Source organism: Stenotrophomonas sp. AB1(2024) (assembly GCF_037482345.1).
Taxonomy (GTDB): domain Bacteria; phylum Pseudomonadota; class Gammaproteobacteria; order Xanthomonadales; family Xanthomonadaceae; genus Stenotrophomonas.
Genome location: NZ_JBBHKO020000001.1, coordinates 2,703,460 through 2,723,094, shown reverse-complemented (window position 1 = coordinate 2,723,094; position 19,635 = coordinate 2,703,460). Strand labels below are relative to the sequence as shown.

The 19,635-nt window shown below is 67.5% G+C and carries 20 protein-coding genes; 14 read left to right on the top strand and 6 right to left on the bottom strand.

What is annotated here, in order from left to right:
- The first annotated feature begins 106 nt into the window (after positions 1-106).
- Genes WIX41_RS12360 through phbB form a run of 3 tightly spaced genes read left to right on the top strand, consistent with a single transcriptional unit; the run spans position 107 to position 3,399 of the window.
- Positions 107-1,288: an OprO/OprP family phosphate-selective porin gene (locus WIX41_RS12360; protein WP_339447951.1), complete on the top strand. Its 1,182-nt coding sequence runs from the start codon at positions 107-109 to the stop codon at positions 1,286-1,288.
- 28 nt (positions 1,289-1,316) lie between these two features.
- Positions 1,317-2,642 (top strand): CitMHS family transporter, encoded by a 1,326-nt coding sequence (locus WIX41_RS12355; RefSeq protein WP_409187496.1) that lies wholly within the window; start codon positions 1,317-1,319, stop codon positions 2,640-2,642.
- A 16-nt stretch (positions 2,643-2,658) separates the two neighbouring features.
- Positions 2,659-3,399: an acetoacetyl-CoA reductase gene (phbB, locus tag WIX41_RS12350; RefSeq protein ID WP_339447947.1), complete on the top strand. Its 741-nt coding sequence runs from the start codon at positions 2,659-2,661 to the stop codon at positions 3,397-3,399.
- Positions 3,400-3,489: 90 nt separating this feature from the next.
- Here phbB and WIX41_RS12345 read toward each other — a convergent pair whose 3' ends face one another.
- Entirely contained in the window at positions 3,490-4,758 is a 1,269-nt protein-coding gene (locus tag WIX41_RS12345) for a flavohemoglobin expression-modulating QEGLA motif protein (protein WP_339447946.1), read from the bottom strand.
- Positions 4,759-4,887: 129 nt separating this feature from the next.
- Positions 4,888-5,979 (bottom strand): ribosome small subunit-dependent GTPase A, encoded by a 1,092-nt coding sequence (gene rsgA / locus WIX41_RS12340; RefSeq protein ID WP_339447945.1) that lies wholly within the window; start codon positions 5,977-5,979, stop codon positions 4,888-4,890.
- 148 nt (positions 5,980-6,127) lie between these two features.
- Between rsgA and WIX41_RS12335 the strand changes: the two genes are divergently transcribed.
- From WIX41_RS12335 to WIX41_RS12320, 4 genes are read left to right on the top strand one after another with little or no spacing between them, the layout of a single operon-like run.
- Entirely contained in the window at positions 6,128-7,402 is a 1,275-nt protein-coding gene (locus WIX41_RS12335; RefSeq protein WP_339447943.1) for a pyridoxal phosphate-dependent aminotransferase, read from the top strand.
- 1 nt (position 7,403) lies between these two features.
- On the top strand, positions 7,404-8,027 hold the full coding sequence (locus WIX41_RS12330) for an SGNH/GDSL hydrolase family protein (protein ID WP_339447941.1): 624 nt from the start codon (positions 7,404-7,406) through the stop codon (positions 8,025-8,027).
- Positions 8,028-8,044: 17 nt separating this feature from the next.
- Positions 8,045-8,725, top strand: coding sequence for a methyltransferase domain-containing protein (locus WIX41_RS12325; protein ID WP_409187495.1), 681 nt, complete (start codon positions 8,045-8,047; stop codon positions 8,723-8,725).
- Positions 8,722-9,069, top strand: a complete 348-nt coding sequence (locus WIX41_RS12320; RefSeq protein ID WP_339447937.1) for a hypothetical protein — start codon at positions 8,722-8,724, stop codon at positions 9,067-9,069. The genes WIX41_RS12325 and WIX41_RS12320 overlap by 4 nt, the downstream gene beginning before the upstream one ends.
- 211 nt (positions 9,070-9,280) lie before the next feature.
- Here the strand turns inward: WIX41_RS12320 and WIX41_RS12315 are convergent, their stop codons facing one another.
- Positions 9,281-10,060, bottom strand: a complete 780-nt coding sequence (locus WIX41_RS12315; RefSeq protein ID WP_339447935.1) for a polysaccharide deacetylase family protein — start codon at positions 10,058-10,060, stop codon at positions 9,281-9,283.
- Between the two features lie 57 nt (positions 10,061-10,117).
- Here WIX41_RS12315 and grxD point away from each other — a divergent pair, with 57 nt between their 5' ends.
- The gene (gene grxD / locus WIX41_RS12310) at positions 10,118-11,044 is read left to right on the top strand and encodes a Grx4 family monothiol glutaredoxin (protein ID WP_339447933.1); all 927 of its coding nucleotides are present in this window, start codon (positions 10,118-10,120) and stop codon (positions 11,042-11,044) included.
- Positions 11,045-11,214: 170 nt separating this feature from the next.
- Here the strand turns inward: grxD and WIX41_RS12305 are convergent, their stop codons facing one another.
- Positions 11,215-11,754: a DUF924 family protein gene (locus tag WIX41_RS12305; RefSeq protein WP_339447931.1), complete on the bottom strand. Its 540-nt coding sequence runs from the start codon at positions 11,752-11,754 to the stop codon at positions 11,215-11,217.
- A gap of 53 nt (positions 11,755-11,807) precedes the next feature.
- Positions 11,808-12,584 carry an AMP nucleosidase gene (locus WIX41_RS12300; protein WP_339447929.1) on the bottom strand — a complete coding sequence of 259 codons (777 nt, stop codon included), beginning with the start codon at positions 12,582-12,584 and terminating at the stop codon, positions 11,808-11,810.
- Between the two features lie 185 nt (positions 12,585-12,769).
- Here WIX41_RS12300 and WIX41_RS12295 point away from each other — a divergent pair, with 185 nt between their 5' ends.
- The 6 genes from WIX41_RS12295 to WIX41_RS12270 all read left to right on the top strand — a co-directional run bounded on the left by WIX41_RS12295 (position 12,770) and on the right by WIX41_RS12270 (position 18,708).
- The gene (locus tag WIX41_RS12295; protein ID WP_339447927.1) at positions 12,770-14,179 is read left to right on the top strand and encodes an amidohydrolase; all 1,410 of its coding nucleotides are present in this window, start codon (positions 12,770-12,772) and stop codon (positions 14,177-14,179) included.
- 41 nt (positions 14,180-14,220) lie between these two features.
- Positions 14,221-15,474 (top strand): amidohydrolase family protein, encoded by a 1,254-nt coding sequence (locus WIX41_RS12290; RefSeq protein WP_409187494.1) that lies wholly within the window; start codon positions 14,221-14,223, stop codon positions 15,472-15,474.
- 80 nt (positions 15,475-15,554) lie between these two features.
- On the top strand, positions 15,555-16,190 hold the full coding sequence (locus tag WIX41_RS12285; RefSeq protein ID WP_339447923.1) for a 2-hydroxychromene-2-carboxylate isomerase: 636 nt from the start codon (positions 15,555-15,557) through the stop codon (positions 16,188-16,190).
- Between the two features lie 83 nt (positions 16,191-16,273).
- Positions 16,274-17,218, top strand: coding sequence for a DegV family protein (locus tag WIX41_RS12280; protein ID WP_339447921.1), 945 nt, complete (start codon positions 16,274-16,276; stop codon positions 17,216-17,218).
- Positions 17,219-17,323: 105 nt separating this feature from the next.
- The gene (locus tag WIX41_RS12275; protein ID WP_339447919.1) at positions 17,324-17,662 is read left to right on the top strand and encodes a hypothetical protein; all 339 of its coding nucleotides are present in this window, start codon (positions 17,324-17,326) and stop codon (positions 17,660-17,662) included.
- A 185-nt stretch (positions 17,663-17,847) separates the two neighbouring features.
- A complete protein-coding gene (locus WIX41_RS12270; RefSeq protein ID WP_339447917.1) occupies positions 17,848-18,708 on the top strand; it encodes a PA4780 family RIO1-like protein kinase in 861 nt (286 codons plus the stop codon).
- A 91-nt stretch (positions 18,709-18,799) separates the two neighbouring features.
- Here the strand turns inward: WIX41_RS12270 and fghA are convergent, their stop codons facing one another.
- A complete protein-coding gene (gene fghA / locus WIX41_RS12265; RefSeq protein ID WP_339447915.1) occupies positions 18,800-19,630 on the bottom strand; it encodes an S-formylglutathione hydrolase in 831 nt (276 codons plus the stop codon).
- Between the last annotated feature and the right edge of the window lie 5 nt (positions 19,631-19,635).

The following is a 19,635-nucleotide window of genomic DNA, read 5'->3' as shown; positions in this document are numbered from 1 at the left end:
GGCTGCGCCATCGCCAGGCACCCCGGTGCGGACGCGTCCCGACAACCTGCGGGCTGGCACGGCCACATGGCCCTGCCCGCCCACTGCCATGTACCTGGGAGGGTTCATGCACTTCAATCTCCTGCGTTGCCGCGGGCTCGCCGCCTGCGCCCTGTTGTTGCCCATCGCCCCGCTCTGGGCCGCCGACGATGCCGAGGCGGACCGCCCGGTCACCGCCACCTTCGGCGGCCGCCTGCACCTGGATTTCGCCGATTTCGACAACGATTCGCGCGGCACGCCAAACAAGGATGACACCGAGATCCGGCGTGCCTGGCTGGACATGTCCGGCAGGTTCTTCGTGGTGGATTACAAGCTGGAAGCGGACTTCTCCGGCGACCAGGTGGAAGCCAAGGACGTCTACATCAGCCGCGATTTCAGCGGCGGCAAGCTCAGCGTGGGCCAGTTCAAGCAGTTCTTCTCGCTTGATGACCGCACCGGCTCCAACTACGGCAGCTTCCTGGAACGCGGCAACGCCGGCACCACGCTGGCGCCGCTGTACCGGCTGGGCGCATCGTGGCAAGCGGCCAAAAACGACATGACCTGGGCCGCCAGCGCCTACAGCCTTGAAAGCATCGATGCGTGGCAGGTGAAGGGCCGTGCAGCCGGTGGCCGTGCCACCTGGGCACCGGGCGCCACCGCAGGCGATGTGCTGCACCTGGGTCTGTCGCTGGCGCACGAGCGCTACGACACGCCCGGCGCCAACGGGGTGCCGGCGCTGAAGATCCGCCCGCGCCCGGCCGGGCACCTGTCCGACAACAGCCGCCTGACCCTGATCGACTTCTCGTCCGGCCGCGATACCGACGTCAACAAGTGGTCGCTGGAATACGCGCAGGTGCGTGGCCCGCTGTCGTGGCAGGGCGAGTTCAGCGGCGCCACCTTCGATGACGGCAGCCAGCGCGGCACGGTGCTGGCCGGTTACGGGATGCTGAGCTGGTTCGTCACCGGCGAATCGCGCGGCTACGACCGCAAGACCGGGCGCTTTGCACGCATCAAGGACATCCGCCACAAGGCTGGTGCCTTCGAGCTGGCGCTGCGGTACGACCAGATGCGCGGTGAGCAGCACCTGTTCGGCCAGCCGGACCTGATCGATGCACGCACCGAAGCCTGGACGCTGGGCGGCAACTGGTACATGCGCCCAAACCTGCGTTTCATGCTCAACCTGATCGACAGCCGCAACCGCGACTACATCGCAGCGGCCACCGTGGACCACACCCGCGCGGTCACCGGCCGCCTGCAGTTCGATTTCTAACCTCCCCTTGCAAGGAAACCCGCAGATGATGCTGAGCATCCTCGGCTTTGGCATGGTCATTACGTTCATGTACTTGATCATGAGCAAACGACTGTCGCCCCTGGTCGCGCTGATCACCATTCCCATCGTGTTCGCACTGATGGGTGGTTTCGGTGCGGACATCGACCAGATGATGCTCGACGGCATCAAGAAGATCGCGCCCACCGGCGTGATGCTGATGTTCGCCATCCTGTACTTCGGGGTGATGATCGATGCGGGCCTGTTCGACCCGCTGGTGCGCATCATCCTGCGCCTGGTCAAGGGCGACCCGATGAAGATCGTGCTGGGCACGGCCGCGCTGGCGATGCTGATCTCGCTCGATGGCGACGGCTCCACCACCTACATGATCACCGTGTCGGCAATGCTGCCGCTGTACCAGCGGCTGGGCATGAACGCGTTGAACATGACCTGCGTGACCATCCTGGCCGGCGGCGTGATGAACCTTACCCCGTGGGGCGGGCCGACCGCGCGCGCGGCCACGGCCCTGCACGTGGACCCGGCCGACGTGTTCGTGCCGCTGATTCCGGCGATGGTGCTGGCCTGCATTTCGGTGTTGCTGCTGGCCTGGTATCTGGGCCTGAAAGAGCGCCGCCGCCTGGGCGTGGTGACCTTGCCGAAGGGCGGCAGCTGGATGGATGCCAGCGTGTCCGATGATGGCGCGCTGCCTACGGTGGAGGATGCCGAAGACACCAAGCGACCGAAGCTGCTGTGGGTGAACCTGGGCCTGACCTTGGCGCTGATGACCGCGCTGGTGATGGGCGTGCTGCCGATGCCGGTGCTGTTCATGGTCGGCTTTGCGATCGCGCTGGTGATCAACTACCCGAACCTGGCCGAGCAGCGCCGTCGCGTGGTGAACCATGCGGGCAACGTGCTGTCGGTGGTATCGCTGATCTTCGCGGCGGGCATCTTCACCGGCATCCTCAACAACACCGGCATGGTGGAGGCGATGTCGCACAGCTTCCTGGCGGTCATTCCCGATGCCTGGGGCCCGTACCTGGCGGTGATCACCGCGCTGGCCTCGATGCCGTTCACCTTCTTCATGTCCAACGACGCCTTCTACTTCGGCGTGCTGCCGATCCTGTCCGAAGCGGCAGGCACCTACGGCATCACCCCGGTGGAAATGGCGCGCGCTTCGCTGGCCGGCCAGCCGGTGCATCTGCTCAGCCCGCTGGTGCCGTCCACTTACCTGCTGGTGGGGTTGGCCAAGGTGGAATTTGCCGACCACCAGAAATTCACCCTGAAGTGGGCGGTGCTGGTGTCGCTGGTGCTGATGGCCGGCAGCCTGCTGTTCGCGCTGTATCCCCTCGCTGCTTGACCCTGGAGATTCCGAGATGACCCTTCGTATCGCATACGTCACCAGCGGCATGGGCAGCGTGGGTACTGCCATCTGCCAGAAACTGGCCCGCACCGGCCACACGGTAGTGGCCGGCTGCGCCCCCAACTCGCCGCGCAAGGCCGGCTGGCTGCGCGAACAGCGCGAGCTGGGCTTTGATTTCATCGCCTCCGAAGGCAACGCGGCAGACTGGCAATCCACGGTGGCTGCCTTCACCAAGGTCAAGGCAGAAGTCGGCGAGATCGATGTGCTGGTCAACAACGCCGGTGGCAGCCGCGACGTGCTGTTCCGGCAGATGACCCAGGACGACTGGAACGCGGTGATGGGCTCGAACCTGCATGCGCTGTTCAACATCACCAAGCAGGTAATCGATGGCATGGCCGCGCGCGGCTGGGGCCGGATCATCAACATCGGTTCGGTCAGCGCGCACAAGGGCCAGATCGGCCAGGTCAATTTCGCCACCGCCAAGGCGGCGATGCACGGTTTCAGCCGTGCGCTGGCCAACGAAGTGGCCACGCGCGGGGTAACGGTGAATACCATCTCACCGGGCTACATCGCCAGCCAGTCGATCAGCAGCTTTCCGCCGGACGTGCTGGACCGCCTTGCGGGCTCGGTTCCGATCCGCCGCCTGGGCAAGCCGGAAGAGGTGGCCAGCCTGTGTGCGTGGCTGGCCTCGGACGATGCGGCGTATGTGACCGGTGCCGATTACGCGGTCAACGGTGGGTTGCACATGTTTTGAAACCAGGCATTCATGCCCCGGAACGAAGAGCAGCCGGCCAACGGCCGGCGCTACCGGGCCAGGATGCCCGCATGTGGGTTGCCACGGCATTCATTCCGCCGCGAGCTGATCCATGCGGATGCGGTTGGCGAACAGCGAGAACGCCAGCATGCCAGCCAGGCCGTTGGCGCGACTGACCCAATGTGGCAACCAGCGCGGTGGGCGCAGGATGCCTTCTTCGAACAGCGGGGCGAAATCCATCGCGTCGGTCAGCGACATCTTGCCGGCGAACAGCCAACGGCAATTCTGCAGGCGGTCTTCAGCCAGCATGTGGCGGAAGAAGGTGTGCACGGAAACCAGGCCGCGCAGGTACACGGTGTCCTTGGTGAACGCCGCGCCACCGGTAGCAGGCACACCACGGAACACGCGCTGGGCCGAGGCGAAGCTTTCCTCGTTGTTCTGCCCGGCATCGCAGAAGTAGCGGAACACCTGGATGAAGTCCGCCCCTTCGCGCGCCATGGCGATGGCTTCTGTGCGCAGGCTGATCCGCTTGAGCCGTTCGATGTCGATGCTGCCGGTGATCTGCTCGGCAAACGTGGCCAGTCCTTCCTGGGTGGCCGTCACGCGCGGCGAAGACAGTGCCAGGCTGGGCAGGTGCGGCTGTTCACGGCCGTTGAGCGCGGTGAGCGAATGCACCAGCGCTTCATGGTGGAACAGCTGCGCACGGTCGTAGGCGCTGAAGCGTGCGCTGGTGCGCAGGCGGATGCGGGTGGGCCCGGCGGCGGCCTTGGAGATCAGCTCCGGGTCCAACTGCACGCTGATGATGCGGGATTCAAAGAACGAATCCAGGTCGCTCTGCAGTTGCAGTTGCAATGCGGTTGCCGAGACCGGCACCTGTTCTTCCGGCGCCAGCAGTTCGTGGTCCAGTTCCTGGGCGATCTGGATGAAATGGCGGGCCGCCTCGCGGGTGCTGGGGCCATTGCCCGGCAGCGGCTGTTCGGGTGAGCCGAACAACTCCACCGAGTAGCGGTCCACAGCGGCGGTGCCCAACGACTCCAGCAGGCCGGCAGCCAGGTCCCAGCTGTGCGCGGAGCGGCGGATATACAGGCCGATCGGGTGGCTGGGGTCGCATTGGGCGCTGATCGCAGCCAGTTCGCGGCGGGTGTCGGCGAAGTCCAGCGTGGGGTAGTCCAGCACCGGCAGCACCGGTTGGCCTCGGGCCACGCTGGCCAGGAACGGAGCCTGCAGGGCGGCCGGCCAGCTGGTCAGGCCCAGCAGCCGGATGCCGCCTACGGCTTCCACCAACCGGGCGTCGAGCGCGGTGTGGTGGGCCACGTCACGATCCACGGCCATCGGCGGGCGGTGAGGAGCGATGCTCATGAAGCGGACCTTAGCAATGTCGGCCCCTCACCGGTAGAGCCACGCCCTTGCGTGGCTGCGGGGCATCGGGCGGGGCCGCAGGAGGCCGCGAAGAGCAGCCACGCAGGGCGTGGCTCTACCGGCTTTTCGTCAGCGTTTTTTGCCGGGCGGGCGCCATTGCGCGCCCTTGCTTACGTGCTTGCGCTCCAGCGCCTGCTGGGCCTGGCGTACGGCCAGCTTGGCGGCGGCAGCGGCCACTTCTTCCTTCAGCTTGAAGTAGTTGAGCAGGCGCTCTTCGTCCAGTTCGCCCGAGTCGATCGCGGCACGTACCGCGCAACCCGGTTCACGCTGGTGGGCGCAATCGCGGAAGCGGCACTGTGCGGCCAATGCTTCGACATCGGCGAAACCGGCTTCGCCCAGCGCCTCTTCGCCGGTGGGCTTGAGTTCGCGCATGCCGGGGGTATCGATCAGGCAGGCGCCAGCCGGCAGCGGGATCAGCGCGCGGTGGGTAGTGGTATGGCGGCCCTTGGAATCATTGCCACGCACTTCGGCGGTTTTCATCCGCTCCTGGCCCAGCAGGGTGTTGGTCAGCGTCGATTTGCCCGCGCCGGACGAGCCGACCAGGACCACGGTCTGCCCGGCACCCAGCCACGGCAACAGGGCGCTGGCGCTGGCCGGGTCGCGGCCGTTGATGGCCAGCAGCGGGATGTCCTGCGCGGCCAGCTCCTCCAATACCGCCAGGGCATCTTGGCTGTATTCGGTCTGGTCGGCCTTGGTCAGCACCACCACCGGCTGCGCACCGCCGCCACCCACCAGCATCAGGTAGCGCTCGATCCGGCGCGGGTTGAAGTCCGCATCCAGCCCGCAGACGATGAACACGGTATCGATGTTGGCCGCGATCACCTGCTGGTGGTAATGCTCGCCAGCCGCGCCGCGCTTGATGGCGGTACGCCGCGGCAGCAGGGCCACGATCAGTTTGCCGTCCAGCAGCACCCAATCACCCACCGCCGCACGTTCGTGGCTGGGGAAGCGCGGGCGCTGCCATTCGGCGGGCGATTCGGTCTTGATCGCCGCGCCCGGGGCGTCGGCCACCACGTAGCCGGTGCGGTGCTGTTCGACCACCCGGCCCGGACGGGCCTGCGGGTGCTGCTCGAACAGGGCCTGCCAGGCGGGCAGCTCGGGGGCGCCTGCCCAGGGCCAGCCCATGGTCTGCAGGGCGCGGTAGTCGATCGGTTCGCTCATCCGCCCATTCTAGGGGTCCACCTCCCCCGGCGTCTCAGCCATCGGCGGCAACTGCCTGCCAATACTGGGAATTTGCCCCGCAGCCCTTGCCCTGCATCGCAGCATTTCCGCTAGTATGCGATTTCCATGCCCGACCCACGGCCCCGTCATGTCCACGCCCCCGCTGAAGCCGCTTGCCACCCGTGAGCGCCTGTCCGAAGTCCGCTACGAGATCCGGGGCGAACTGGCGCGGCGAGCGCGTGAGCTGGAGGCGCAGGGGCGCAAGCTGATCAAGCTGAACATCGGCAACCCGGGCAACTTCGGGTTCCGCGCGCCGGAGCACCTGCAGCGCGCCATTGCCGACGACATGGGCCGCACCGATCCGTATACCCACCAGCAGGGCCTGCCCGAGGCGCGCGAGGCGATTGCCGCCGTATACGCACGCCGTGGCGCGCCCGATGCGCACCCGGACCGGGTGTTCATCGGCAATGGGGTGAGCGAGCTGATCGATCTGTCCCTGCGCGCCCTGCTCAACCCGGGCGACGAAGTGCTGGTGCCCTCGCCCGACTACCCGCTGTGGTCGGCGGCAACCATCCTCAACGACGGCCGCCCGGTGTATTACCGCTGCGCGCCGGAGAATGGTTTCCAGCCGGACCCGGTCGAAATCGAAACGCTGGTGTCCTCGCGCACCCGCGCGATCGTGCTGATCAACCCGAACAACCCCAGCGGCGCCAGCTATTCGCGCGAGCTGCTGGAGCGCATCGTGGCGATTGCGGCCAAGCACAACCTGCTGCTGATGGTCGATGAGATCTACGACCAGATTCTGTACGACGGCGCGCAGTTCCAGCCGGTGGCCCCACTGGCCGGCGAGCACCCGTGCATCACCTTCAGCGGCCTGAGCAAGGTGCACCGCGCCTGTGGTTGGCGCGTGGGCTGGGCGATGCTGTCCGGCGCCGCCGAACGGCTGGGCGAATTCCGCGCGGCGATGGATCTGCTCAGTGCGCTGCGCCTGTGCGCGAACGTGCCAGGGCAGTATGCGATCGATGCGGCGGTGAATGGCCCGGATACGGTGTCGGCGCTGTGCGCCCCCGGCGGCCGCCTGTACGAAACCCGCCGCGCGGTGATCGAGGCGTGCAACGCCAGCGAGCATCTGTCGCTGGTTGCCCCCGCAGGTGCGCTGTACGCGTTCCCGGCGGTAGTGGGCGCGGCCGCGCGCAGCTTCGACGACCATGATTTCGCGCTGGAACTGATGAACGAGGAAGGCGTGCTGGTGGTGCCGGGTTCGAGCTTCAACGTGCCCTACCGCCACCATTTCCGCGTGACGCTGCTGCCGGAAGCGGAGGTGATGCGCGATGTGTTCGCGCGCATCGACCGGGCGCTGGCGCGCCGCGCCGAAGCCAACACCAAGGTGGTTCCGCTCAAACCGCGCAGCGCGGTGGCCTGAGGTGGCGCTGTCCTACCTGGCGCTGGGCGATTCCTACACCATCGGTGAAGGCGTGGCCCCGGCCGGGCGTTGGCCGGTGCAGTTGGCCACGGCGTTGCAGGAAGCCGGCCACGTGGTGGCCGAGCCGCAGATCATCGCCACTACCGGCTGGACTACCGACGAGTTGGACACGGGCATTGACTCCGCAGCGCCGCAGGGGCCATTCGGGCTGGTGAGCCTGCTGATCGGGGTCAACGACCAGTACCGCGGGCGCAGCGTGGACCAGTACCGCCCACGCTTCACCGCATTGCTGCAGCGCGCGCTCGGCTTTGCCGGCCAGCAGCGGCGGTGCGTTCTGGTGCTGTCGATTCCCGACTGGGGCGTGACCCCGTTCGCGCGCGACAACAACCGCGACCCCGCGCAGATCGCGCACGAGCTGGATGCTTACAACGCGGCCGCGCAGGCGATCTGCGCCGAATACGCGGTAGCGTTCGTGGACATCACCGCAATCAGTCGCGAGCGCGGTGCCGAGCCGGCGATGCTGGTCGAGGACGGCCTGCATCCGTCGGCTGCGATGTATACCGAATGGACGCGCCGGGCCTTTCCGGTCGTTCGCGCCCACCTTGATGACGAGGCAGCACGCTGAGCACGGACGCGTTACCACTGGCCAGGGAGCAGGCTCGCCGCATCGCCGATGCCTTCATGCCGGCACGGCGCTTGGGCAACCGCCGCGATTACTACTACAGCCGGGGCAAGCTCGGCAGCGACCCGCTGTATCCGGGCGTACTGCGCGCGTTGGCGCCATGTTCGCAGCCGCTGCTGGATATCGGCTGCGGGCTGGGGCTGCTGGCCCATGTGTTACGGCAGAACCAGCGTACGCAAGCCTATTTCGGCGTGGATATCGATGCGGACAAGATTGCCCGTGCGCAGCGCGCGGGGGCGCGTGCAGCGCTTGCTGACGCGCGTTTTGCGTGTGTGGATGCCAGCGCCGACCTGCCCGACCACCTTGGCAGCGTGGCGCTGCTGGACGTGCTGCAGTACCTGCCGGCCGAAGCCCAACCGGTACTGCTGCACGATGCGGCCGCGCGGGTCGCGCCCGGTGGGCGGCTGGTGATCCGCACCACGCTGGCCGACAACAGCGGCCGCGACCGTACTACCCGCATTACCGACATGCTGGCGCATCTGGTGGGCTGGATGGGCACGCGCCCGCGCCACTACCCCGATGCGGCCAGTGTGCGGGCGCCGTTGGAAGCGGCGGGGCTGCAGTTGGAGATGGTGCCGCTTTATGGCAATACGCCGTTCAACAACTGGCTGGTGACAGCGGTACGTGGGGACGGCACGTGAACGATCCGCGCCCGCGGCATTCCGCTTTGGGCATCGCGGCGCTGGTGGTGAGCCTGGTGGCGCTGGTGGTGTTTGCCGTTACTGCGCATGTGGCGCACCTGCCGCGCCATGCGGGCATGCACGAGGTGCCGGTGGCGGTACTGGTGATGCTGTTCGTGGGGCTGGGGGTGACGGTGGTTGGCCTGTTGCTGGGCATCGGCAGCGCGCTGCAGCACCAGCGGCGCCGGGTGACCGGGGTGCTGGCGCTGGGGTTGGCGATCACGTTGTTGTGGGCGCAGGCGTCGCTGGGGAGCTGGGTGCACCAGCAGTGGCAAGACGCGCACCCGAGCGTGGATGGGTCATGAATGCCTGACGGATGGCTTCGGTGGGGTTAAACGCCGGAAACGTGATCGCGGCGTGGTGTTGATCGATTTCGGATGCCTGGGCCGCGCTGTGCGCGGCGTCCGGCCAACGGCCGGGGCTACGAATTGTTACGGGCCCATCAGGATCGGGATCAATCAACCAAGGGCGCCGGGAACCCTCGGTAGCGCCGGCCGTTGGCCGGCCCACGGGATATCACGACGTCGGCAGCGCCGCACGGAGGCCGCGCGCCTGGATTGCCTGCAACACCCCCTCGATGATGGCCAGGTTGTGGCCGTGGGCGGCGCCTTCGTGCAGCAGGATGATCGCGCCGGGGCGCAGGTCTGCGACGACGCGGCCGATGACCTGCTGCGGCTGGCAGTCCACGCCGTCGAACCCGCGTGCGCTCCAGCCGACCCGGGTCAGGCCCCACTGCTTCAACGCCGGGGCGACGAACGGGTTGGTCATGCCCACCACCGACCGGTACCAGCGCGGTGGGCTGCCGGCGATGTCGGTCAGGGCCTGCTGGCACTGCGCGATCTCCTCGGCCATGGTGGCCGGGCCGAGCCGCCAGAAGCGGGTCTGCGGGTGGCGGTGGCTGTGGTTGCCCAGGTCGTGGCCACGGGCCAGCACCTGCCGGACCAGCTCCGGCCGCGCGGCGGCGCGCTCGCCGACCATGAAGAAGGTGGCCTTGGCCTGGTAGCGGTCCAGCAGGTCCAGCACCGCCGGGGTCTCGGCCGAGGGGCCGTCGTCGATGGTCAGCCAGACCTGTTCAGCCGGTTCCGGCAGGTGGCTCAGCACCGGCGCGTAGAAGCGGCTGTTGGGCAGGAATACCGGCACCATGAACAGTGCGTGGGAGGCCACCATCAGCGGCAGCCCGATGGCCCAGCCCCAGCCCCACCAGGCCAGTACCACGGCCAGCTGGGACAGCAGCAGCCAGGGCAGCCAGCGCCACGGGCGGCGGGGAATGCGATGCAACGTTTCCGGTACGGTCATGCCCCATGATGCCATGCCGCGTAGAATGTACGGTTCGAAACTCCGGACCCGACCACCATGTCCCTTGATCCCGCCCTGCGTTCGCGCATCGAATCCATTCTTACCGCCAACCGCGTCGTGCTGTTCATGAAGGGCCAGCCGACCATGCCGCAGTGCGGGTTCTCGGCCAAGGCCGTGGGCGCGCTGCAGGACCTGGGCGTGGAGTTCGCCCACGTCAATGTGCTGGCCGACGCTGAAATCCGCGAAGGCATCAAGGCCTACGGCGAGTGGCCGACCATCCCGCAGCTGTACATCGACCGCGAGCTGGTGGGCGGCAGCGACATCATCCTGCAGATGGCCAGCAGCGGTGAGCTGAGCAGCGTGCTGGGGCTGTCCGCGCCGGACCGCACGCCGCCGGGCATCACGGTGACCCCCGCGGCGGTGGAAATGCTGCGTGGCGCGTTGGCCGATGCACCGGGGGCGTCGCTGCAGCTGAGCATCGATGCCAGCTTCCAGCCGAACTTCCAGCTGGCCCCGCACGATGACAACGCCATCGCCGCTGAATCCAACGGCCTGCGCGTGCAGTTCGACCTGGCCAGCGCGCGCCGCGCCGACGGCATCACCATCGATTGGGTGGATGACATCCGCGGCAAGGGTCTGGCCATCGACAACCCGAACGCGCCGAAGGCCGTGCAGGAACTGGCTGTTCGCGACGCCGACGACCAGCGCCGTGCCGGCACCCTGACCGTGGTGGACGTGCGCCCGGCCGACGAGCGCGCCATTGCCGCGATCGAAGCGCCGTTCGAAACCTTCGACGGCGACAATCGTGCCCGCCTGGAAGCCCTGCCCAAGGACACCCCGCTGGCGTTCCTGTGCCACCACGGTGGCCGCAGCGCGCAGGCGGCCGAGCAGTTCCGTGCGCTGGGTTTCAGCAAGGTGTTCAACATTACCGGCGGCATCGATGCCTGGTCGGATGCGGTGGACAACAGCGTGCCGAAGTATTGATCGCGGGTTGAATCGCGCATGATGAAAGAACGCCGGCATTGCCGGCGTTTTTTTGATCATTCTCCGGCGTTGCCGGGCGTGGGGGCGGTCACGGCAGTCGTTTGGCCCCCTCACCAGCCCCCGCCCCGTAGAGCGACGCCCTGCGTCGCTGCGCACCGCCCATCACTGCATCAGCCCGCAAACCCGCCCTCGGCGAGATAATCCAGCTCTTCGGGCGTAGGCATCCGCCCCAGCACCGCATTGCGGTGCGGGAAGCGGCCGAAGCGGCGGATGATGTCGCGGTGCAGTTCGGCGTACTGCAGGTATTCCTTGTCGCCCAGTGCGTCGAACATCGCCACCGAGCGCTCCTGGTCCTGCGGGTCTTCGGAATGCTCGAACGGCAGGTAGATGAAGGCGCGCAGCTTGGGCACCAGTTTCAGGTCCAGGCCCTCTTCCACCGCGCGCATGGCGTAGTGGCGGGCCAGGCCGTCGGTCGCGTAGGAATGGGCGGTGTCGCGGAAGCAGTTGCGCGGGAACTGGTCGAGCAGGATCATCAGCGCCAGCGCGCCGTCGGCCGATTCCAGCCAATGCTCGCGCGCGCGCCGCGCGGCGGCGTAGTGTTCGTCCAGGAACACCTCGCGGAAACGCGCATCGAACGCGTCATCGCGCGCGAACCACTGCTGCGGTCCCGCGTCGCGCCAGAATTCCACTACTTGTGCCGCCACGTCCATTCATTACCCCTGCGGGCGGCGCGCCTTCCGGGCGCCCACCCAAGCCAATGCCATCACTCGTCAAAGCGCAGGTGGCGGACCGACTTGCCGTTGCGCCGTATTAGCTTAAGCGCCTCGATACCAATCTGGATATGGTTTTCGACGAACTGGGAGCTGACCTTGGCATCGGAGGCTTCGGTTTTGACCCCGTCGGGGATCATCGGCTGGTCGGATACCAGCAGCAGCGCGCCAATGGGAATGTGGTTGGCGAAGCCGGCCGCGAACAGGGTGGCCGTTTCCATGTCGATGGCCATGCAGCGCATCAGCCGCAGCTTTTCCTTGAACGCCTCGTCGTGCTCCCAGACCCGCCGGTTGGTTGTGTAGACGGTACCGGTCCAGTAATCGTGACCCAGGTCGCGGATCATGGTGGAGACCGCGCGCTGCAGCGCGAACGCCGGCAACGCCGGCACTTCCGGCGGCAGGTAATCGCTGGAGGTGCCCTCGCCGCGGATCGCCGCAATGGGAAGGATCAGGTCGCCCAACTGGTTCTTGCGCTTGAGTCCGCCGCACTTGCCCAGGAACAGCACCGCCTTGGGCATCACCGCCGACAGCAGGTCCATCACGATGGCCGCGTTGGGGCTGCCCATGCCGAAGTTGATCAGGGTGATGCCATCGCTGGTGACGCTGGCCATCGGCCGGTCCAGGCCCTGCACGGGTGCGCCAGTGAGATGGGAAAACATGTGCAGATAGCCGCCGAAGTTGGTCAGCAGCACGTGCGGGCCGAACTGGTCCAGCGCCACGCCGGTATAGCGCGGCAGCCAGTTTTCGACGATTTCCTGTTTGTTCTTCATGGTGCGGTCCGGTCCTTCTTCCTGTTGCCTGCGGCAGCCGGCCAACGGTCGGCGCTACCGGCAATTGTCCTGCGCTGCAACGAATAAGCAAGCCAACAATGGTGCGGCATGCATTTGGCCACTTGGCAACGCGCTGGCCAGCGGCTAGCGTCGCGGGGGATCTTTCACGCCGTATCGGGGACGACATGCGTACACGATTGACCGCCGGGCTGGGCCTGGCGCTGTTTACCTTGGCTGCGCCCTCTGCGTCGGCCGCATCGCGCTTCACGCAGGATCCGTACCCGAGTACCTATGCGCCGATCGCCTCGGCCCCGGTACTGATCCGCAACGCTACCGTGCTCACCGGCACCGGCAGCCGCCTGGAACAGACCGACCTGCTGCTGCGCGACGGCCGCATTGCCGCACTTGGCACCGCGCTGGACGCGCCCGCCAATGCGGTGCAGGTCGATGGCACCGGCAAGTGGGTCACCCCCGGCATCATCGACGTGCACTCGCACCTGGGCGTGTATCCCAGCCCCGGGGTGAGCGCGCACAGCGATGGCAATGAAATGACCGCACCGGTCACCGCCAATGTGTGGGCCGAGCATTCGGTATGGCCGCAGGACCCGGGCTTTGCCGCGGCGCTGGCCGGCGGGGTGACCTCGATGCAGGTCCTGCCCGGCTCGGCCAACCTGGTCGGCGGGCGCGGGGTGACGCTGAAGAACGTGCCGGCCACCACCTACCAGGCGATGAAATTCCCCGGTGCGCCGTGGGGCCTGAAGATGGCCTGCGGCGAGAACCCCAAGCGCGTGTACGGCGGCGGCAAGGGCGTGGCGCCGGGCACGCGCATGGGCAACGTGGCCGGCTACCGCGCCGCCTTCATCGATGCCAGCGAATACCTGGCCAAGAACTCGCCGAAGAAGGTCAAGAAGAAGCGCTGGTTCGGCGGCAGCGACAAGGGCGACAGCGCCGGCGATACCGGCGGCAAGCGCGACCTGAAGCTGGATACGCTGGCCGGTGCCATCGATGGCGACATCCGCGTGCACATCCACTGCTACCGCGCCGATGAAATGGCCACCATGCTGGACCTGTCCAAGGAGTTCGGCTTCAAGATCGCCGCGTTCCACCATGGCGTGGAAGCCTACAAGCTGGCCGACCGACTGGCCGCCGAAGGCGTGTGCGGGGCACTGTGGGCCGACTGGTGGGGCTTCAAGATGGAAGCCTTCGACGGCATCCAGGAAAACATCGCGCTGGTCGACCGCCCGGCCAACAGCTGCGCGATCGTGCATTCGGATTCGCCCGAAGGCATCCAGCGGCTCAACCAGGAAGCGGCCAAGGTGATCGCCAACGCGCGCCGCGCCGGCATGCAGATCGCGCCCGAGCGCGCCATCGGCTGGCTGACCTCCAACGCCGCCCGCTCGCTGGGCGTGGAGAAGCAGACCGGCAGCCTGGAGGTGGGCAAGATGGGCGATGTGGTGGTGTGGAACGGCAGCCCCTTCAGTTCCTATGCGCTGGCCGAGAAGGTCTACATCGACGGCCACCAGGTCTATGACCGCCAGGATGTGCGCCGCCAGCCGCTGTCGGACTTCATGCTCGGCCAGGAGGCACGCCCGTGACCGTTCGTAACGCTCAACCAAACACGCACCGCGCGCGGGTCCTGCGGCGCGGCCTGCTGGTGCTGGCCCTGTTCGGCGCCGCACCGGCCGGCTGGGCGCAGGATCTGCTGATCCGCAATGCCACGGTACACACCGCCAGTGCGCGCGGCAGCCTGGAGCACGGCGATGTGCTGGTCCAGGGGGGCGTCATCCGCGCCGTTGGCGCCGGTCTGGCGGCCCCGGCCGGCGCCACGGTGGTGGAAGCCAATGGACGCCCGCTGACCCCGGCGTTCTTTGGCGGCATCACCGATATCGGCATCGACGAAGTCTCCGGCGAGTCCGCCACGGTGGACAGTTCGCTGAAGCTGGAAGACCAACCGATGCGGCCGGAATTCGACGTCACCCTGGCCTACAACCCGGCCTCGGTACTGATTCCGGTCGCACGCCTGGACGGCATCGGCTTCACCGCGCTGGGCGCCAACACCGACGGCAGCTTCATTGCCGGCCAGGGCGGGGTGATGCGGCTGGACGGCAGCGCCGACCCGATCGGGCCGCGGGCGCTGTTCATCCGGCTCGGCTCGTCCGGGGCCGAGCTCACCGGCAGCTCGCGCGCGGCACAATGGATGCTGCTGGAGCAGATGGTGAGCGAAGCCCGCAACCGGGTGCCGGTCGATTCGCCGCATGCCCTGCTCACCCCCGCCGGCCGCGCCACGCTGGCGCGCTACCTGGCCGGCCAGGGACGGCTGGTGGTGGAGGTGGACCGCGCGGCGGACATCCGCCAGCTGCTGCGCTGGGCTGCGCGCGAGAAGGTGAGCATCGCCATTGCCGGCGGCGCCGAAGCGTGGCGGGTGGCGCCACAGCTGGCCCAGGCGAACGTACCGGTGTTCGTGGATGCGCTGGGCAACCTGCCGGCCAGCTTCGACCAGCTCGGCGCGACGTTGGAAAACGCCGCGCGGCTGCATGCCGCCGGCGTGCAGGTCAGCTTCGCCCAGCGCGACGATGCCTCGCACAACGCGCGCAAGATGCGCCAGCTGGCCGGCAATGCCGTGGCCAACGGCCTGCCCTGGCAGGACGGCCTGGCCGGTCTGACCCGGGTACCGGCGCAGGTGCTGGGCGTGGGCGACAGGCTGGGCAGCATCGAGCCGGGCAAGCTGGCCGACCTGGTGCTGTGGGAAGGCGACCCGCTGGACGTGGGCCATTACGCCGAGCAGGTCTGGCTGGGCGGCCGCGCGATGCCGATGCGTTCACGCCAGACCGAGCTGCGCGACCGCTATGCGGCGCCAGCCGGCAGCGAACCCAGGGCGTATTCGCGGTAAGGTCCCCCCTGACGCCGGCCCCACCCCGGTCAAGCCCCGTAGAGCCAGGCCCTGCCTGGCTGAAGCCGCCAAGGAACGCCATGACCCTGCGCTGGTACTTCGACTTCGTTTCGCCCTTCGCCTACCTGCACTGGCAGCAGCTCACCACCCTGCCGCAGTTCGAACGGATCACCCCGGTGCCGATCGCACTGGGCGCGGTACTGCACCACCTTGGCAACCTCGGCCCGGCCGAAATCCCGGCCAAGCGCCGCTTCACCTACCGCCAGGTGCTGTGGCAGGCGCAGCAGCAGGGCACCCCGCTGCGCTTCCCGCCGGGCCATCCGTTCAACCCACTGGCGGCACTGCGGCTGTGCCTGGCGGCGGGCGCCACACCGGCGTCGGTGGACATCCTGTTCAACTGGATCTGGCGCGACGGCCATGCCGCCGACTCCCCGCAGGCGCTGGCACTGCCCGGCGCGATGCTGGATGTAGGTGACGTCGCGGCGGCGGTATCGGCGCCGGCGGTGAAGGAGCAGCTGCGCCAGAACACCGAGGCGGCCATCGCCGCGGGGGTGTTCGGGGTGCCCACCCTGGCCATCGACGGCGAGTTGTTCTGGGGCAACGAAAGCCACGCCCTGATGGCAGCGGTGCTGGCCGACCCGGCCATGCTGCAGCAGCCGGAATGGCAGCGGATCGACACCCTGCCGGTGGCGGTGGAGCGCAGCCGGCCAAGCTGACCGGCGCGGTCAGGCAACCGGACGTGTTTTGAGATAGCTTTCACACTTTCGAACGGACACCCTGCCTGGAGGGGGCAAACAGGATGCGCATCGGAATCGTGGTCGACTCTGCCTGTGATCTACCGCAGGACTTCATCCAGCAGCACAACATCGTGCTGTTGCCCATTACCGTCCGGATTGGCGAGGCCGTGCTGGCCGACCACCGCGACGAACAGGCCACCCTGAGTTTCCTGCATGCCCACGTTGCCGAACACGGCGCCGAGGCCGAAACCATTCCCTTCAGCGTGGTGCAGATCCGCGATCTGTTCCTGGGCAAGCTGGTGATCGATTACGACCATGTGTTCTGCATGACGATCACCAAGACCCGCAGCCCGATCCACGACAACGCGATGCAGGCCAGCTTCGCGATCCTCAACGACTACAAGCCGGTGCGCCAGGCGGCAGGCTACAACTCGCCGTTCGCGCTGCGCGTGCTGGATACCCAAAACCTGTTCGCCGCGCAGGGCGTGACCGCAGTGGAGGCGGTGCGCCTGCGCGACAGCGGTGCCGGCGTGCAGCAGATCCGCGAGCGGCTGGAGCAGCTGGCGCTGAACGTGCACGGCTACATGGTTACCCGCGACCTGTACTACATGCGCGCCCGCGCCCGGCATAAGGGCGACCGCAGCGTGGGCCTGATCAGCGCCGCGCTGGGCAGCGCGCTGGACATCAAGCCGGTGCTGCACGGTTACCGGGGCGCCACCGGCCCGGTGGCCAAGATCAAGGGCTTCGACAACGCGGTACAGAAGCTGTTCGATTTCGTCGGCCAGCGGGTGCGGGGCGGGCTGATGACCCCGACCGTGTGCGTGAGCTACGGCGGCGAACTGGCCGACCTGCAGGCACTGCCGGGCTTTGCCAGCCTGCGCGAGACCTGCCGGGCGCACGGGGTGGACGTGTACGAATCGGTGATGAGCCTGACCGGCATGGTCAACGTCGGCAAGGGCGCGGTGACGATTGGTTTTGCCGACGAGCCGCACACCTTTACCGCCTGAGCCAACAGACCGGACCGTCGCCATGACGGTCCGGGCAGCGGCCGGTTTCTGCACACCGGTTGCACCGCACATCTGCCAGCCTTGGCGCATTCAACGGAGACCACCATGTCCCAGTATTTCATCAGCCTGCCCGACCCGGGAGAGGCACACGGCAGCGATCGCGAGCTTTCCTTCCACTCCAGCGGTGCAGCCGGTTTGGCCGAGGAGCTGCAGGAGGCCCTGCAGACCACCAGGCTGTTCGACCGCTGGCGCGCCAAGCAGCAGGATCCCGAAGCGGTCGAACCGCAGTGGGGCGTCACCGATCCGAACGCCACCGTCACCGGTGAACAGAGAGACCTTCGCATCAACCTGGTCGTCACCACCACCATCGACAGCGACGTATTCAAGCAACGCATGCGCCTGCTCGCCGGCCACCATTGGGAACTGCGCGACGTGCGTTTCTAGAGCCGGCTGCCCGTCGGCCGCCTTGGCAGGATGGGCTCCCAAACGCCTGCTGGGCCCCGCCCGACCGGCCTGGCTGAACCGGAATGGGGTTCGAAATTGGCCCGGCCGCCGCGAAGGTGCGAGAATCGCCGGCCCTCCCTTGTCGGCTGGCGCATTGGCGCCGCCTCCCCTCTGACCGAGATTACGTGAAGACCCCCGAAAGCCTGCAGGCGCTGATTGAAGACGGCGTGATCGATGAAGTGCTGCGCCCGCTCAAGAGCGGCAAGGAAGCGGCCGTATATGTCGTGCGCAGCGGCGACGACGTGCGCTGCGCCAAGGTCTACAAGGACATGGCCCAACGCAGCTTCCAGCAGCGCGTGCAGTACCAGGAAGGCCGCAAGGTGCGTGGCAGCCGCGAGGCACGCGCCGTGGGCAAGGCCAGCAAGTACGGGCGCAAGCAGCAGGAAACCGCCTGGAAGAACACCGAGGTCGACGCGCTGTACCAGCTGCGCGACGCCGGCGTGCGCGTGCCTGAACCGCATGGCTACTTCCACGGCGTGCTGGTCATGGAACTGGTGACCGACGCAGAAGGCTTCTCTGCTGCGCGCCTGGGCGAGATCGAGCTGGATGCCGACCAGGCCCGTGAGTTCCACCAGGTGCTGGTGCGCCAGGTGGTGCTGATGCTGTGCTGTGGCCTGATCCACGGCGATCTGTCGCCCTACAACGTGCTGGTCGGACCGGACGGCCCGGTGGTGATCGACTTCCCCCAGGTGGTCAGCGCCGGCGGCAACAACGCCGCGCGCAGCATGCTGCTGCGTGACGTCAACAACCTCACCGCTTACCTGGGCCGCTCGGCGCCCGAACTGCTGGACACCTGGTACGGCGAAGAGATGTGGGCGCTGTTCGAAGCCGGCGAACTGCTGCCGGACAGCCCGCTGACCGGGCAGTTCGTCCATGACGAATCGACCATCGACCTGGACAGCGTGCGCCACGCCATCAACGATGCCCGCGAAGAAGCGCTGATCCGCCAGCAGGGCCGCGAGGCGGCGGAAGAAGAAGACGCCTGATGGGCACAGCCACGCAGGGCGTGGCTCTACGCATTATCGTCCCACGTCCGTAGAGCCACGCCCTGCGTGGCTGTGCGATGTCCAGCGCAGATCAGGCGTGCAACGCTTTCGCGTGGTACGCGATGTGCTCACCGATGAAGCTGCTGATGAAGTAATAGCTGTGGTCATACCCCGGCTGCAGGCGCAGCTGCAGCGGATGCCCTGCCGCCGTGCACGCGGCCTGCAGCCACTGCGGCTGCAGCTGGCTGTCCAGGAACTCATCGCCCGCCCCCTGGTCGACCAGCAGCGGCAGCCTTTCCGCCGCCGTTGCCACCAGTTCGCTGGCGTCCCACTGCGCCCAGCCGGCGCGGTCTTCACCCAGATAGGCGCTGAAAGCCTTCTGCCCCCACGGCACCCGGGTCGGGGCCACGATCGGCGAGAACGCCGACACGCTGCGGTAGCGCCCCGGATTGCGCAACGCAATCACCAGCGCACCGTGGCCGCCCATCGAATGCCCGCTGATGCTGCGCGCGCCACTGGCCGGCAGGTGCGCCTCGACCAGCGCCGGCAGCTCATCGACGATGTAATCGTACATCCGGTAATGCGCCACCCACGGCTGCTCGGTGGCATTGAGGTAGAACCCGGCGCCTTTGCCCAGATCGTAGCCCTCCGCATCGGCGACATCGTCGCCACGCGGGCTGGTATCCGGCGCGACCAGAATCACCCCATGCTCGGCGGCATAGCGCTGCGCGCCGGCCTTGGTGATGAAGTTCTGCTCGGTGCAGGTCAGCCCGCTCAGCCAATACAGCACCGGCAAATTCTGCGTGGCCGCCTGCGGCGGCAGGTACACCGCCACCTTCATTTCGCAGTCCAGCACGGTAGAGCGGTGCTGGTAGACGTCCTGCCAACCGCCGAAGGCGGCGCGGTGTTCGATGCGTTCCATGGGCA